10 protein-coding genes and 1 pseudogene are annotated in these 16223 nt (G+C 60.3%); 9 read left to right on the forward strand and 2 right to left on the reverse strand.

Translation table 11 applies throughout. From position 1 onward, the window contains the following. The first annotated feature begins 9 nt into the window (after nt 1–9). From xdhB to FG13_RS23865, 8 genes are all read left to right on the forward strand, one after another. The gene (gene xdhB, locus FG13_RS23830) at nt 10–2355 is read left to right on the forward strand and encodes a xanthine dehydrogenase molybdopterin binding subunit (RefSeq protein ID WP_035824949.1); all 2346 of its coding nucleotides are present in this window, start codon (nt 10–12) and stop codon (nt 2353–2355) included. Nucleotides 2356–2364: 9 nt separating this feature from the next. Next, nucleotides 2365–3432, forward strand: a complete 1068-nt coding sequence (gene xdhC / locus FG13_RS23835; RefSeq protein WP_035824952.1) for a xanthine dehydrogenase accessory protein XdhC — start codon at nt 2365–2367, stop codon at nt 3430–3432. A 9-nt stretch (nt 3433–3441) separates the two neighbouring features. After that, nucleotides 3442–4758, forward strand: coding sequence for a guanine deaminase (gene guaD, locus FG13_RS23840; protein ID WP_035824955.1), 1317 nt, complete (start codon nt 3442–3444; stop codon nt 4756–4758). Nucleotides 4759–4801: 43 nt separating this feature from the next. Continuing rightward, the gene (locus FG13_RS23845; protein ID WP_035824957.1) at nt 4802–6289 is read left to right on the forward strand and encodes an adenosine deaminase family protein; all 1488 of its coding nucleotides are present in this window, start codon (nt 4802–4804) and stop codon (nt 6287–6289) included. Nucleotides 6290–6820: 531 nt separating this feature from the next. Then, nucleotides 6821–9184: a TonB-dependent receptor gene (locus FG13_RS23850; protein ID WP_035824959.1), complete on the forward strand. Its 2364-nt coding sequence runs from the start codon at nt 6821–6823 to the stop codon at nt 9182–9184. Nucleotides 9185–9342: 158 nt separating this feature from the next. Further along, nucleotides 9343–11028, forward strand: coding sequence for a bifunctional metallophosphatase/5'-nucleotidase (locus tag FG13_RS23855; protein WP_035824962.1), 1686 nt, complete (start codon nt 9343–9345; stop codon nt 11026–11028). A gap of 16 nt (nt 11029–11044) precedes the next feature. Next, nucleotides 11045–12274: a phospholipase D-like domain-containing protein gene (locus tag FG13_RS23860; protein WP_035824964.1), complete on the forward strand. Its 1230-nt coding sequence runs from the start codon at nt 11045–11047 to the stop codon at nt 12272–12274. Nucleotides 12275–12282: 8 nt separating this feature from the next. After that, entirely contained in the window at nt 12283–13353 is a 1071-nt protein-coding gene (locus FG13_RS23865; RefSeq protein WP_035828657.1) for a S1/P1 nuclease, read from the forward strand. A gap of 49 nt (nt 13354–13402) precedes the next feature. On the opposite strand, the gene FG13_RS23870 is transcribed toward FG13_RS23865, so the two are convergent. Continuing rightward, the gene (locus tag FG13_RS23870; RefSeq protein ID WP_035824967.1) at nt 13403–14167 is read right to left on the reverse strand and encodes a DeoR/GlpR family DNA-binding transcription regulator; all 765 of its coding nucleotides are present in this window, start codon (nt 14165–14167) and stop codon (nt 13403–13405) included. Nucleotides 14168–14242: 75 nt separating this feature from the next. Between FG13_RS23870 and FG13_RS31010 the strand changes: the two are divergent. Next, nucleotides 14243–14827, forward strand: a pseudogene (locus FG13_RS31010) (NUDIX domain-containing protein); the annotation flags it as partial. Nucleotides 14828–15248: 421 nt separating this feature from the next. Here the strand turns inward: FG13_RS31010 and FG13_RS23880 are convergent. Continuing rightward, entirely contained in the window at nt 15249–16220 is a 972-nt protein-coding gene (locus FG13_RS23880) for an ABC transporter permease (RefSeq protein ID WP_034754516.1), read from the reverse strand. Between the last annotated feature and the right edge of the window lie 3 nt (nt 16221–16223).

Genomic DNA, 16223 nt, shown 5'->3' on the forward strand with positions numbered 1-16223 from the left:
AGGACCAGCATGAACCATCCTGCCACGCCCGAATTGCAAGCAGCCGTCTGGGCCGCCGTGGGCAAGCCCCGCCCGCATGAGTCGGCGCAATTGCATGTGCTGGGGCAAGCGACGTACACGGACGATATCGCCGAATTACAGGGTACCTTGCACGCAGCGCTGGGCCTGTCGCAAAAGCCGCATGCGCGCATCACGGCCATGGATTTGTCGGCCGTGCGCAACGCGCAGGGTGTCATTGCCGTCTACACGGCACACGACATTCCCGGCACCAATGATTGCGGCCCCATCATCCATGACGATCCCATCCTGGCTGCGGAACTGGTGCAATACGTGGGCCAGCCCATCTTCATCGTGGTGGCCGATACACATGACCATGCGCGCCGCGCCGCCCGCCTGGCGCAGGTATCGTACGAGGAATTGCCCGCGATCATGACGCCGCAAGCGGCCAAGGCCGCGCAATCGTACGTGCTGCCGCCGATGCAACTGACGCGCGGCAACTACCAGGCCGCGTTCGAGGGCGCGCCGCACGTGGTCAAGGGGCAGCTGTATGTGGGCGGACAGGAACAGTTTTATCTGGAAGGACAGATTTCCTACGCGATTCCGAAGGAAGCGCAGGGCATGCTGGTACTGTGTTCGACGCAGCATCCGAGCGAGATGCAGCACGTGGTGGCGCATGCGCTGGGCGTGCATTCGCATAACATCACCGTGGAATGCCGACGCATGGGCGGCGGTTTTGGCGGCAAGGAATCGCAGTCGGCCCTGTGGGCGGCGGCCGCATCGATCGCGGCGGCGAAACTGAAGCGTCCCGTGAAATTGCGCGCCGACCGCGACGACGACATGCTGGTGACGGGCAAGCGCCACTGTTTTTATTATGAGTACGAAGTGGGCTACGACGACGATGGCCGTATCCTTGCCGCCAAGGTCGACATGACCACGCGCGCCGGCTACTCGGCGGATCTGTCCGGCCCCGTTGCCACGCGCGCCGTCTGCCACTTCGACAACACCTATTATTTGTCCGACGTGGATATCCGCGCCGCCTGCGGCAAGACGAACACGCAGTCGAACACGGCTTTCCGCGGCTTTGGCGGGCCGCAGGGCGCCATTGCCATCGAGTACGTGATCGATGAAATCGCCCGCCACTTGCAACGCGATGCGCTCGATATCCGCCTGCTCAATTTCTACGGCCGCAACGATGTAGAAGGGCGCAACGTCACGCCGTATGGCCAGAAAATCGTCGACAACGTGATCCATGAACTCGTTGCCGAATTGGAAGAGAGCAGCGATTACCGGGCGCGCCGCCGCGCCATCGATGCCTACAACGAGGCCAGTCCCGTGTTGAAGAAGGGCCTGGCATTCACGCCCTTGAAATTCGGCATCGCCTTCAACGTCACGCATCTGAACCAGGCCGGTGCGCTCGTGCACGTGTACGTGGATGGCTCCGTGCTGGTCAACCATGGCGGCACGGAAATGGGGCAGGGCATCAATACCAAGGTCATGCAAGTCGTGGCGCACGAGCTGGGGCTGAACCTGGACAAAGTACGGGCCACGGCCACCGACACCAGCAAGGTGGCGAACACGTCGGCTACGGCGGCGTCCACTGGCGCCGACCTGAACGGCAAGGCGGCGCAGGATGCGGCGCGCCAGATCCGTGAACGCCTGGCCGATTACGCGGTCAAACTGTACGGCGGTGAAGCGGTGTCCGTGCGTTTCTTCGACAACCATATCCACGTGAATGGCCATGCCGTGCCATTTGCCGAGTTGGTGCAGAAGGCCTATCTGGCTCGTGTGCAACTGTGGTCGGACGGTTTTTATGCCACACCGGGCTTGTCGTGGGATGCAAAGACGATGACGGGGCATCCGTTTTCGTATTATGCGTATGGCGCGGCCGTGGCCGAAGTGGTGGTCGATACCCTGACCGGTGAATGGAAGTTGCTGCGCGCGGACGCCTTGTACGATGCGGGCCAGTCGCTCAATCCCGCGATTGATCTGGGTCAAGTAGAAGGCGCATTTATCCAAGGCATGGGCTGGCTGACGACGGAGCAGCTGTGGTGGAATGCGGCGGGCAAGCTGATGACGCACGCGCCATCGACGTATAAAATTCCCGGCATTTCCGATTGCCCGGAAGACTTCCGTGTGAACCTGTTCCAGAACCGCAATGTGGAAGACAGCATCCACCGTTCCAAAGCCGTGGGCGAGCCACCGCTGTTGCTGCCGTTTTCCGTGTTCTTTGCCATCCGCGACGCCATTTCCAGCGTGGGCCATCATGCCGTGCAGCCACCGTTGAATGCGCCTGCCACCAGCGAGGAAATCCTCAAGGCGGTCATGGCCGTGCAAGCGGCGCATGCCGGCGCCTAGGAGACGCGGATGAGCGACTGGCTGACAGCGATGGAGAATGACACGCGGGCATCCGTGCTGGTGACGGTCGCCCTGGTGGAAGGTTCCGGACCGCGCGAGGCGGGTGCGAAGATGCGCGTCACGCTCGATGGTCAAATGGACACTATCGGTGGCGGCCACCTGGAATTGCGCGCCGTGGAAATCGCCAAGACCATGCTGGCGACGGCAGATACCCATGCGCGGCTCGAACGTTTCGCGCTTGGCCCCAGTCTGGGGCAATGCTGCGGTGGCGTCGTTCACCTGGCTTTTGAATATGTCGATGCCAGCCTGCATGCATTGCTGGCCGCCTTGCGCGAACGCCGTCAGCAAGACAGCTGGCGTTTGACGGCGCTCGACGGCGAGAGCGCGTCCGTTCTGTTCGATGCCGCCGGCAGCTTGATCGCCGGCATGCCAGGCCAGGCACCCGACACGTTTTCCCGCGAACGCGCAACCCACGTGGCGCAGGGCAGTGAAGGGCGGCGCTGGCTGGTCGACCCGTGCCTGGCGCCGCGCGCGCACCTGACCTTGTTTGGCGCTGGCCACGTGGGCGCCGCCATCGTGCGCGCGCTGGCCCACTTGCCCTGCACTATCACCTGGGTCGATGAACGCGAAGACATGTTTCCCGCGCAACTACCCGATAATGTGCGCATCGCCGCCACCGATACGCCCGAGGAGTTTGTCGCCATGGCGCCGCCGGGCGGCAGTTTTCTTGTCATGACGCATAGCCATGCGCTCGATCAACGCTTGACGCAAGCCATCATGGAGCGCGAGGATGCGGGCTGGTTCGGCTTGATCGGTTCGCACACGAAACGCAAGCAGTTCGAGCACCGCCTGCAGGCGCGCGGCGTGCCGGATGAGCGCATCGCCGCCATGGTGTGCCCGATCGGCATGCCCGGCATCCGCAACAAGGCGCCGGCCGTAATCGCCGCCTCCGTTGCCTGTCAATTACTGATGGTGTGGGAGGAAACGGCTGCGGCCGCCCTGGCCGCACCGCTGCGGCTGGCCTCTGCCGGCGCGCCACCGCGGCGCCAACTACGCGCCGCCATTCACCCGTTATAGAAAGAAGTCATGCCGATTGTTCCTGCCACATTGCAAGCTTACCGTGCCAGCTTGCTGCACTTCCACGCCGATCCCGCCTTTAGCGAGGAGGCGCACGCCTGGCATGCGGACGGCTTGCTGATCGTGGCCGATGGCAAGGTCGTGGCCGCCGGCGATTATGCGCAGCTGCAGCCGACTTTGCCGCCCGGCACGCAGATCGTCGATTACCGGGGCAAGCTGATCGTGCCAGGTTTCATCGATACCCATTTACACTTCCCGCAGACGGAAATGATCGCCTCGCCCGCGCCCGGTTTGCTGCCGTGGCTGGAAACCTATACCTTCCCTACCGAGCGCGCGTTTGAAGACCCTGCCCATGCGCGCAACGTCGCCGAGTTTTTCCTCGATGAACTGCTGCGCTGCGGCACCACGACGGCCATGGTGTATGGCAGCGTGCATCCGCAATCGGTCGATGCCTTCTTTGGCGCCAGCGAGGCGCGTGGCTTGCGCATGGTGGCGGGCAAGGTCATGATGGATCGCAACTGTCCCGAGTTCCTGCGCGACACGGCCGAGTCCGGCGCGCGCGACAGCGAGGAGCTGATCCAGCGCTGGCACAAGCACGGCCGCTCGCTGTATGCGATCACGCCGCGTTTCGTGCCGACGTCGACGAATGAACAGATGCATCTGGCAGGCGAGCTGGCGCGCGCCTACCCGGATACCTATTTGCAGACGCATGTATCGGAAAACGAGGATGAATGCCGCTGGGTGCGCGAACTGCATCCGCAGGCGCGCAGCTACCTCGATGTGTATGACCAGTACGGCATGCTGCGCCCGCGCGCCATGTTTGGCCACTGCATCTGGCTCGACGAGCGCGACCGCGCGCGCATGGCCGAAACATCGTCGGCGGCCGCTATTTGTCCTACGTCAAACCTGTTTCTCGGCAGCGGCCTGTTCGATTTCGAGCGGGCCGATGCGGCGAAAGTGCTGCTGTCGCTGGCGACGGATGTGGGGGGCGGCACCTCGTTCTCGATGTTGCAAACCATGAACGAAGCCTATAAAGTAGCACGCTTGAAAGGCAGCTATCTGCCCGCTTTGCGCATGTTTTACCTGGCGACGCTGGGCGCCGCGCGCGCCATGCAACTGGAAGGCACGCTGGGCAATTTCACGGCAGGCACGGAAGCGGATTTTATTGTGCTCGACAAGCAATCGACGCCGCTGCTCGAGCGCCGCACGGCTGGCTGTCAAAGCCTGGAGGAATTGCTGTTTGCCTTTGCGCTGCTGGGCGATGACCGCGCCGTGGCCGCCACCTATTCAGGCGGGCAATGCGTGCATGTGCGGGGGCAGGGCTGACCTACCCGTTGTTCCATACGATTTATCCTGAGCGAGAACGCGAATGCACAAGAAACTCACTGGCCTGGCGCTTGGCGCCGCGCTGGCATTGACCGGAACGGCGCAGGCCGCCCCGTCTTCCAACGAAGCGGCCACCGCGCGCCATTTTGCCGCCCTGGTCTCGGGCACCCAGCCGAAGACAGCCGAGTTGAGCCTGTTCTTTTCCATGATGCCCAAGGGCGGTGATCTGCATCATCATTACTCGGGCGCCATTTACGCCGAGCAATTCCTTGACTGGGTCGACAAGGAAAACTATTGCGTCAACAAGACGACCTATCGCATCGAAAGCAACAAGGACGTCGTGGCGGCTGAGCGCGCCAAGCCGGCCTTGCAGCGCGGCTGCCTGTCGTCTACGGAAGTGTTTGCCGATGCGGGCCTGTATGCGGAATTACTGCAGCGCTGGTCGACCAAGGATTTCTATAACCACGGCGCCATCCAGACGCCGCCGGACCGCACTTTTTTTGACACCTTCGGCTACTTCGGCCCCGTCGCGTCGAGCAACACGGCCGATGGCCTCAAAACCCTGAAGCAGCGCGCCATCGCGGAAAACCTCAGCTACATCGAGACGATTTTCGAACTGTCGCCATTCGTGCAAAGCACGCAGTTCGACCAGCAAGTGCTGGCGCCGGGCTTGCAGCCAGCGGCGTTACAAGCCGTGCTGGCCAACTGGACTCAAAACCTGGAGCAAGACGCCAGCTTCCAGAAAAGCATCACCGCCTACAACGACAACGTCAACGCCAGCAGCGCCGGCATCGACGATGCGAACTTCACCATGCGTTACCAGGCGTACGTGCTGCGTTTCCTGTCGCCCTCGCAAGTGTTCTCGTCCATGGTGGCTGCGTTCAAGGCAGCGAGCCTGAATCCGCTGCTGGTGGGCGTAAACATCGTGGGCCAGGAAAGCGTGAACGTGTCCATGCGCGACTACAGCCTGCACATGGAAATGTTCAAATTCCTCAAGGCTAAGTATCCGAACGTCAAGATCGCCCTGCACGCCGGCGAACTGGCGCTGGGCATGGTGCCGCCGGAAGGCATGACGTTCCATATCGCCGAAGCCGTCGATGTGGCCGGTGCCGACCGTATCGGCCACGGCATGGATATCGCGTACGAAAACAATGCGCTGGCGACCATGCAGAAAATGCGCGAGCGTAACATTCCCGTGGAAGTGAACCTGACCAGCAACGATTACATTCTTGGTATCAAGGGGCAGGCACATCCGATCACCCTGTACCGCAAGTATGGCGTGCCCTTCGTCATTTCCACCGATGACGCGGGCGTTTCGCGCAATACCTTGTCGAATGAATACGTGCTGTTTGCCAGCCAGTACAAGACCGATTATGCGGAAATCAAAAAGCTGTCCTACAACAGCCTGCGTTATTCGTTTTTGGCGGAAGCGGACAAGCAACGCTTGCTGAAAGCACTCGATGCCCGTTTCACCCGTTTTGAAGCCTTGATCGCAAATAGTGATCGCAAAGCAATTGTTGTAAAACCGTAAAAGTATTTCACCCCTCCTGCCTGCCACGCGACCGCAACTAGCGGTCGCGTAAGCTTCTGATCTTCATAGTTACAAAACCCTCCTTTTATCCATTTTGTTGTGTCTTTACGACAAAAAATGATGCGCTGGTAGTGCTTTCTTGCAATTATTTTCTGAAACAATTTCCAAGTGTTGCCGCTCATCTATAATTTCGCCCCGATGAGGTGAGCTTGCTCGGTTGATACAAAAAATGCGGCTTCCAGCGGTGATTTATATTTTTTATATATAAATTATTAAAAAAAAACGTATTTGTCAGCCTACAGACCTTAATGCATAGTTGGACGGCGAAGAGTTGAATAAGTCATTTTTGCTATCGCTTTTGTGACAATTCAGGATGTCTAGCGGCTCCTGTCACATTGCGGTCATATCCGTGTAACGGATTTGAAATATTCGATCTTTATACTGCCGTGTCTAGTTGGATAGTTTCCGTGTTTCACCACAATATAAGCAAGTCAAAATCTTGTAAGTTACAACACACTCTAGGGGGTTCAAATGCAGTTCATTCAACAACCAAAATTGCGACTAAGTATGATCGCAGTGGCATGCCAACTGGCTTGCTTCGGCATCTCTACTGCGCATGCGCAAAGTGCTGACGAAGCCACAAAAGTGGTCATTACCGCGAAAAAAACCGGTATGGGCCTGATGGTGACGGAAGATGCGCCAAAAGCACGCAGCACGATTACGGCAGAAGAACTGGAAAAGCAGCGTCCAACGGGCAATGCGTACGAAGCCCTGGAGATGTTGCCAGCTGTGAATAGTTACAACTACGATGCAACCGGCCTGTTCGGCGGCGGCCTGACACTGCGCGGGTTTAACTCCGACCAGATCGGCGCCACGATCAATGGCGTGCCGGTGAATGACTCCGGTAGTTTTGCCATCTACCCACAAGAATATGTCGACCAGGAAAATACCTGCTCGCAAACCGTGACCCAGGGTTCGACCGATGCCGATTCGCCACAAGTGGGCGCTACCGGCGGCAACTTTGGTATCAATACCTGCAATCCTGAAGATAAGCACCGCCTGCGCATGATGCAGACCTTCGGTCAATTGAACATGAAGAAAACCTTCGTGCGCGTCGACACTGGCCTGTTCTCGGACAAGCGCACCAAGATGTTCGTGTCCGCTTCGCATGCCGAAGCCGACAAATGGAAAGGCAAGGGCGGCGCCAAGCGCGACCATATCGATGCCGGCATCAACTACGACTGGGATCGCTTCAACTATATTCACGCCACCTTGCTGTACAACGAGGCGATGAACAACAACATCAATAACCTGACCTTGGCTGAAATCAACAAGAACGGTTATAACTTTGACTATGCCGATACTTTCCAAGGCCATCTGACACCGGTAAAAGGTGGTTTGCCGCAAGTTGAAAAAAACCAGTCCCCAGCCTTCTACAAGCTGGGCATCAATCCATTCAAGAATGCCATCGCCTCGGCAACGGCCAAGTTCCGCCTGAACGAGAACCTGGACCTGAAAGTATTGCCATACATCTGGTACGGCTACGGTAACGGCGGCGTGCAACAGCGTGCGCAGTCGGAAAAAGGTTTTTATGACGCGACCACTGGCCTGCGCAATAGCGGCGTGGACCTGAACGGCGACGGCGATACGATCGACACCGTCGTGGTCGCCAACGCCAGCGTCACCAAGACCTTCCGTCCAGGTGTGACCGCGTCGCTGAACTGGTCGTCGGGTAACCACGAGGTGCTCGGTGGCTTATGGTACGAGCGTGCACGCCATCAGCAAACGGGTCCGATGCTGGCATTGAGCAATGATGGTATCTCGCAGGATCCTTACCTGCAAAACGGCCAGATACTGCGTCCGGATGGCACGCCAGCGCAAAGCCGTAATTGGATGTCGGTTTCGACCGCCTATCAGTTCTTCCTGCAAGACACGATCAGCCTGAATGATGACAAGCTGAAGATCAATATCGGCGTGCGCAGCCCCAACGTGAAGCGTGACTTCACCAACTACGGTGACGAAAACAACAACGTCAAGCCATACAACATGGTCAAGAAGTACAGCACCCTGCTGCCGCAACTGGGTGCCCGTTACCGCATCACCAACGACGATCAACTGTTCATTTCGGTCGCTAAGAACGTCAAAGCACCACCTAACTTCGTGTTCGGCAACATCGGCAGCAACGTGAAAGTGGTCAATGGCGTCGCCAGCTTTATTGGTGACGTGAAACAAGAATCGTCGTGGAACACCGATATCGGCTATCGCCACCAAGATGACAAGTTCATCGCTTCGGTGACGGCGTTCTTCGTCGACTTCAAGGATCGCCAGGCAACCAGCTTTGATTCCATTACACAAACGAATAGCTACAGCAACGTGGGCCGCGTCAGCAACAAGGGCCTGGAATTTGAAATCGGCAATACGCCGATCAATGGCTGGGCGATGTACGGTTCGCTGGGTTTCAATGATAGCGAGATCAAGGACAACATGCAGGTTGGCGTGAACCAATTCCTGCCTACCGCTGGCAAGGAAATGATCAATACGCCACGAAAGAAAGCCGGCCTGTCGATCGAGTACCAGAATGGGTCGTTCTGGACCCGCGTGAAAGCGCGCGCCACCGGCCAGCAGCAAGCATCGATGGTCAATGATGAAACGGCACCAGGCTACACCACCTTCGGTATCGACGGCGGCTACACCTTTGCCAACTTCGGTTACTTGAAGCGTCCGAAGCTGACGTTTAACCTGAGCAACATCACGGACAAGCAGTACCGCAATCCGTCCTCAAGCTCGGCAAGGTTTACCAAGGCAATCCCAGGCATAACATTAACGCCAGATACCCAGCGTTACTACCTGGGCGCACCACGCTTCGTATCGGTCACCCTGTCGATCGATATCTAATCGGCGTTGACGCGCAGCCTGCAGGCCAGGCTGCGCGCGATGTGTTGCAACGGGCCTCAGGGCCCGTTTTTCTTTTCTGCCGGCGTTGTGCAGCCGGACCTTGTTTAACCCGTTTGCGCAATGCCGTATCCCGGCCCTTGCGCTATGCTGCGAAGCCTATGAAAACACTGCCCTTATCCCTGATCGCGGTGGCCATCGCCGCCGCCATGTCCGGTTGCGCCACCCATCCCGTGGCGCCCGTCGACATCAACCTGGTTGCCCTGAACGATTTTCATGGCAATCTCGACCGCAGCAAATTTAGCTACACGAGCGTTGCCGATGCCGAGCGCAAGACGGTGCAGGCTGGCGGCATCGATACCTTGTCCGGCGCCCTCACCGCATGGCGGCGCGAAGATGCGCAGCTGATTTTTGTCGGCAATGGCGACCTGGTCGGTGCCAGTCCCGCCATGTCGGCGCTGTGGGCGGACGAGCCGAGCATCGTGGCCATGAACATGCTGGGCATGAAGGCCAGTTCTGTCGGCAACCACGAATTCGACCAGGGCAAGGCGGAATTGCTGCGCCAGCAGCACGGTGGCTGCGAATCGTCGCGCGCCGACAAGGCGTGCAAGTTTACGCCGGACTTCAAGGGCGCCAGCTACACCTATATGGCGGCCAATGTCATCGATACACAAACGGGCAAGCCCCTGCTGCCGGCCTACCGCATCGAAGAGGCGCATGGCGTCAAGGTGGGCCTGATCGGCGCCGTGCTGAAAGATACGCCGTCCGTCGTGACGGCCGCCGGTATTGCCGGCCTGCAGTTCGGCGATGAGGCGGACGCCATCAACGCCACCCTGCCGCAACTGCGCGCGCAGGGTGTGGGCGTGTTTGTCGTGCTGCTGCACCAGGGCGGCGAGACGAAGGAAGCCGTCGACCAGCCCGACTGCAACCAGTTGAAAGGCGAAGTGGTCGACGTGGTGAAACGCCTCGACCCGGCCATCCAGCTGGTCATCAGCGGCCATTCGCACCAGGGTTATCTGTGCCGTGTCGATGGCCGCCTCGTGACGCAAGCGCAGATGGGTGGACATATGTTGACGCGCATCAAGCTCAAGGTTGATCCCGTCAAGAATGCCGTCGTTGATGCCAGCGCGCAAAATGTCGTCATGCTGCCAGGCATGTATGAGCCGGACCCGGCCGTCGCAGCCTACCTGGAATCGGTCAAGCAGCGCAGCGCGGCGGAATTGTCGCGTCCCGTGGCCGCCATCGCCGTGCCGAACGTGGGCCGCAGCACCAAGGGTGGCGGCGCTTCGCCGTTGGGCGACCTGGTGGCCGACAGCACCCTGTTCGGCGCGCGCGCCGCCGGTGCGCAAATCGGTTTGATGAACAATGGCGGCATCCGCAAGGACCTGGAAGCGGGCGCCGACCTGATGACGAACGTGGGCCAGAACCAGGCAGTTGTCCCGTTCGGCAATACGCTGATCGTCGTGAGTCTGTCCGGTGCGCAAATCCGTACCTTGCTCGAGCAGCAATGGCCAGGAGCAGAGGCGGGCGAGGGCAATCTGCTGCAAGTATCCGAAGGTTTTACTTATCGCTGGGACAGCACCAAGCCGCACGGGCAGCGTGTGCTGCCGGGCAGCATCATGCTCAATGGCATTCCCCTTGACGACAATCAACAATACAGAGTCGCCGCCAACAGTTTTCTGGCCGGCGGCGGCGACCGCTTCACCGTGCTGGCGGCCGGCACGCGCCGGCTCGACACGGGCGTGCGCGACATCGACGCCTTCAGCAATTACCTGATCGACCGCGCGCGTGCCGGCAAGCCGGCCGGCAGCCCCACGGCGGCCGGCCGCATCGTGCGCGTCAAATAATTTACAAGGAAAAACCATGCGTCGTTTATTTGTTTCCCTGCTCGTCACTACCCTGTTTGCGGGCACGGCCCACGCGGACTTCACCATTCCCGGCTTTGAACTGGTGCACACCTCGCCCGTGGAAACCACCCTGACGAATCCCGACCTGCGCGAGCCTGTTGCCGTGTGGAGCGAGCTGTTTGATTCGGCCAAGAAAGAGATCGTCATCGCGCAGTTCTATGCTGTCAGCAAGCCGGGTACGGTTTTTGAAAAAGTGCTGGCCAGCCTGACGGCGGCCGGCCAGCGCGGCGTGAAGATCCGCTTCCTGCTGGACCAGAAGGGCGTGGGCTTGTCGGAAGCGGCCACCATCGCGCAGATCAAAGCGATTCCCAATCTGGACTTGCGCCTCATCGATTTCAATAAAGTCACGGGCAACGGCATCGTGCACGCCAAATACCTGGCCGTCGATGGCCAGGTGGCGTACATCGGCAGCCAGAATTTCGACTGGCGCTCGTTCGAGCACATCCATGAGACGGGCTTGAAAATCACGGAAGCCGCCATGGTGAGCCAGGTGCAAGCCATCTTCGAGCAGGATTGGCAAGCCCAGGCATTGACGTCGCAAGGCAGCCGCGCCACGGTACTTAACAGCAAGGTGGTGCCGGCCAATTACGCGCAAAACGCTTTCCTGCTGGCCAGCCCGAATGCCTACAACCCGGCCGGCGTGGGCGACTCGGAAACGGGCTTGCCCGCCTTGCTGGCGGAAGCGAAAAACGAAGTGCGCATCCAGTTGCTCGACTACGCGCCGCTGTCCTACGGTCCGAACCGTACGCGGCCGTACTACGCCGTGATCGACAATGCCGTGCGCGCGGCCGCCCAGCGTGGCGTGAAAATCAAGCTGATGGTGTCAAGCTGGAACACGGAAGCGCCGGCCATCGCCTACCTGAAAAGCCTGGCCCTGGTGCCGAACGTGGACATCCGTATCGTGACGATTCCCGCGGCGTCGACCGGTTTCATCCCGTTCGCGCGCGTGATCCACAGCAAGACCATGACCATCGACGGCAAGCTGGCCTGGGTCGGCACGAGCAACTGGGCGGGCGGTTATTTCGACCTCTCGCGCAACCTGGAAGTGGTGCTGCGCAACGAACAGATGGCGCAGCGCATTGCCGCGCTGCATGAGCAGACGTGGAGCTCGGCGTATGCGCAGCCCATCGACATCAACAAGCAGTATCCGAAGCCGGCCAAGGCTGCGCCGCAAGGCAAGGAGTAATAGTGAACATGAAAAAACTGCTGAGCGTGCTGGCGCTGGGCGCCGCTTTTGCGTCCGGCAATGTGCTGGCCTGGGGCAATGACGGCCACCGCGCCGTGGGCGCCATCGCCGATCAATTGCTCAAGGGTAGCGCGGCCCAGGCGCAAGTGGCCAAGTTGCTGCTGCCGGGCGAAAGCCTGGAAAAGATCGCCAACTGGCCCGATTGCGTGAAAGGCACGTATTGCGGCCCGCAAACACCGGAAATGCTGACGTATGTGGCGGCGAACCCGAAACACGGCGAATACCATTACACGAACGTGCCGTTCCAGAACGCGCACTATCACGACCATGGCGTGGGCACGGCCGATGACGATATCGTGCAAACGCTCAAGCAGGCGATCCTGGTGCTGCAAGGCAAGGCTGATGCGGCCAGCAATCCGCACGGCTTCAGCCAGCGCGAAGCCCTGATCCTGATCACGCACCTGGTGGGCGATATCCACCAGCCTTTGCATGTGGGCAATGCGTTTCTCGGCAAGGATGGCCAGTTTTTCGTGCCCGCCACGCAGGCGCAGATCGATGACGTCGCCATTTTCAACGCGCGCGGCGGCAACGATTTACTGCTTGACGATGCGAAGATGACGGCCTTGTCCGATGCCGTGATTCCTGCGCCGCTGCCGGCCGAGGATGGCGCGGCCAAGCCTGCCAGCAGCTATCCGAAATCGCCCACCAAGCCCTTGCATTCGTATTGGGATACGACCGTGGTCGACTACGCCATGCGCCGCCTGAGCACGCGCACGCCGCAGCAGTTCGCCCGCACCGTGATCGCCAGCGCGCCGGTAGTGAGCGCCAACAGCGGCGACCCTGCCACCTGGCCGTATCAGTGGGCCGATGCCTCGCTGGCGGCATCGAAGCTTGCTTTCACGGATGTGGTGGCTGGCTCTGCCACGCAGCAGACGAGCCGCAAGGGCGAGGTCTACAACGTCTGGAGCTTGACGGTGCCCGACAACTATCCCGTGCCCAGCTCGGCACTGGCGAAGCAGCAGCTGATCGAGGGCGGCTATCATCTGGCCGCCGTGCTGCAGGCGATCTGGCCGCAGTAATTTGGCCGCAGTAAGATGTCATTCGAAAGCGGCCTGCGGGCCGCTTTTTTCATGCCAGTGTGATGGCGATTCCCATCTCGCGGTAGGGCGCGAGCAGGGCGTCGTCCACGTCGCGGTGCACGATGATATCGTTGACCTGGCTCAAGGGCGCGATCTGGAACGGCGAAGCCGTATTGAATTTTTCCGGCGACGCCAGCACGATGGTGCGGCTTGACGCCTCGCTCAGCGCGCGTTTCACGCACGCTTCTTCATAATCCCCGGTGGTGATGCCCGCTTGCGGATGCAGGCTGGACACGCCCATGAAATACAGGTCGGCACGGATGCGGCCGATGGCTTCCACTGTGGCGGCGCCGACACCCACGATCGAGTGCTTGTACAGGCGCCCGCCCAGCATCAGCACCTCGATCGATGGATGATGCACCAGTTCGACGGCAATCGAGGGGCTGTGCGTGACGATGGTGGCGCGCAAGTCGCGCGGCAGCTGGCGCGCCAGCTGCACGGCGGTAGTGCCGCCATCGAGGAACACCACTTGTCCCGTTTGTATCATGGCGCCCGCCGCGCGGCCGATGGCGGGCTTGGCTTCGGGCGAAATCTGTTCGCGCCCCGCAAACGGCGCCAGCGCGGGCGAGCGCGGCAGCAAGGGCAGGGCGCCGCCATGCACGCGCTCCAACAACCCATCTTTTGCCAGTTCGCGCAGGTCGCGCCGTATCGTGTCTTCCGACAAGCCCAGGCTATCGCTGACGGCCCTGGCGACGATCTGCCCTTCGCGCTGGAGCAAGTCCAGCAGGTATTGTTTGCGTTGATGTGTCAGCATGGTTTTTCTTGTATTTTCTTGATATTGCACGAGTTTGCATGATAAAGTCGACAAAGACAAGCACAAGGAGACACTATGCGCGAAGAAAACAGCAAGCAGGAACGGGTCCGCATTCAGAACGTGCAAACCCTGTCGCATGACTGGTATCTGCTGCAAAAGACCACGTTCGACTATCTGCGTCACGATGGTGAATGGCAGACGCAGACGCGGGAAACCTATGACCGTGGCGATGGCGCCACCATCCTGCTCTACAACAAAGTCCAACGCACGGTGATCCTGATCCGCCAGTTCCGCTTTCCCACCTACCGCGATGGCCACGATGGTTTCCTCATCGAAGCGGCGGCCGGCTTGCTGGAAGAGGCCAGCGCGGAGCAGCGCATCCGCGCCGAGGTGGAAGAGGAAACCGGTTACCGGGTGGGACAAGTGCACAAGGTCTTCGAAGCCTTCATGAGTCCCGGTTCCGTGACGGAGCGTTTGCATTTCTTTGTCGCCGAGTACGACCCGGCCAGCCGCATCGGCGACGGAGGCGGCCTGGCGCACGAGGGCGAAGACATCGAAGTACTGGAGCTGCCCTTGGCGCAGGCCATGCGCATGGTGGCCGATGGCCGCATCTGCGACGGCAAGACCATCATGCTGCTACAGCATGCGCAGCTGCATTTGATGCCGGTCAAACAAGGCATGCAGATCCTCGTTGCCGGCCCGTATCGCTCCGGCACGGGCGACGATCCGGCCCTGATGGCGGCGAATGTGGCGGCCATGCAAGCCGTCTGCCTGCCCCTGTATGCCAGGGGCCACATGCCCGTGCTCGGTGAATGGCTGGCCTTGCCCATGCTGGCGCTGGCCGGTTCAAGCCAAGTGGGCGACGCCGTGTACGAGGAATTATTTCACGCGCATGCGACGCGTTTATTGAGCCATTGTGATGCCGTGCTGCGCCTCGGCGGTGCGTCCCAAGGCGCCGACCAGATGGTGGAAGTGGCGCGCAGCCTGGGGCTGCCCGCGTATTTCTCGCTGGACGCAATTCTTCAGGCGTAAAAAAAGCGAAGCCCGTGAGCTTCGCTTTTTTGCCAGCGCTCGCTGAAACTTAGCGGGACTTGACGAACGGAATGCCGATCGCTTTTGGCGCGATGGATTTCGCCATCAAGCCCGCCAGCACGATGACGGTAACCACGTACGGCACCATCTGGATCAAGGAGCCGGGGATGCGGCCCACGACCGGCAAGTCCACGCCTTCAATTTGAATCTGGATGGCGGCGAAGAAGCCGAACATCAGACAGCCGAGGAAGGTGTAGACGGGACGCCAGTTGCCGAACACCATGGCCGTCAGGGCCAGGTAGCCGGCGCCGGCCGACATGTCGCGCAGGAAGAAGCCGCTTTGCACTATGGCAAGATAGGCGCCCGAGAACGAACACAGGATGCCGGCCACCAGCATGGCCAGGTAGCGCGTCGCTTCCACGCTCACGCCCGCCGAGTCGGCCGCATGTGGGTTTTCGCCGCAGGCGCGCAGGCGCAGGCCGAAGCGCGTGTGGTACAGCAACCAGTGCACGAGCGGGATCAACAGGAACGCCACGTAGACGAGGATGGAATGGCCGCCGATCAAATGGGCATACACCCAGCCGATGAACGGGATATGTTCCACATACTGCGTGCCCGGCAAGACCACGTCGAACAGCCGCGCCGAACCGAGGTCGGGCGTGCGGCCGCCTTGCTGGAAGAAAAATTGCGCCAACACAAACGTCAGTCCGCTCATGGCGATGTTGATCGCCATGCCGGCCACCAGCTGGTTGCCCTTTTGCGTGATGCTGACGTAGGCCTGCAGCAGGGCCAGAGCGACGCACACGAGCATGCCGGCAGCCATGCCGTAATACGGGTTTTGCGTCGTGTAGGCCACGGCGGCGGAAGCGAAGGCGCTGGCCAGGATCTTGCCTTCCAGGCCGATGTCGATCATGCCGCTGCGTTCGGCAAACAGGCCGGCCATGGCGGCAAAGATCAGGACGGGCGCATTGCGCACGGTCGATACCAGGATGCTGGCGAATTGAAAGTCGTCGAGTGTCATGGT

The sequence above is a fragment of the Janthinobacterium sp. RA13 genome (assembly GCF_000745325.1).
GTDB classification, from domain to species: Bacteria; Pseudomonadota; Gammaproteobacteria; order Burkholderiales; family Burkholderiaceae_D; genus Janthinobacterium; species Janthinobacterium rivuli.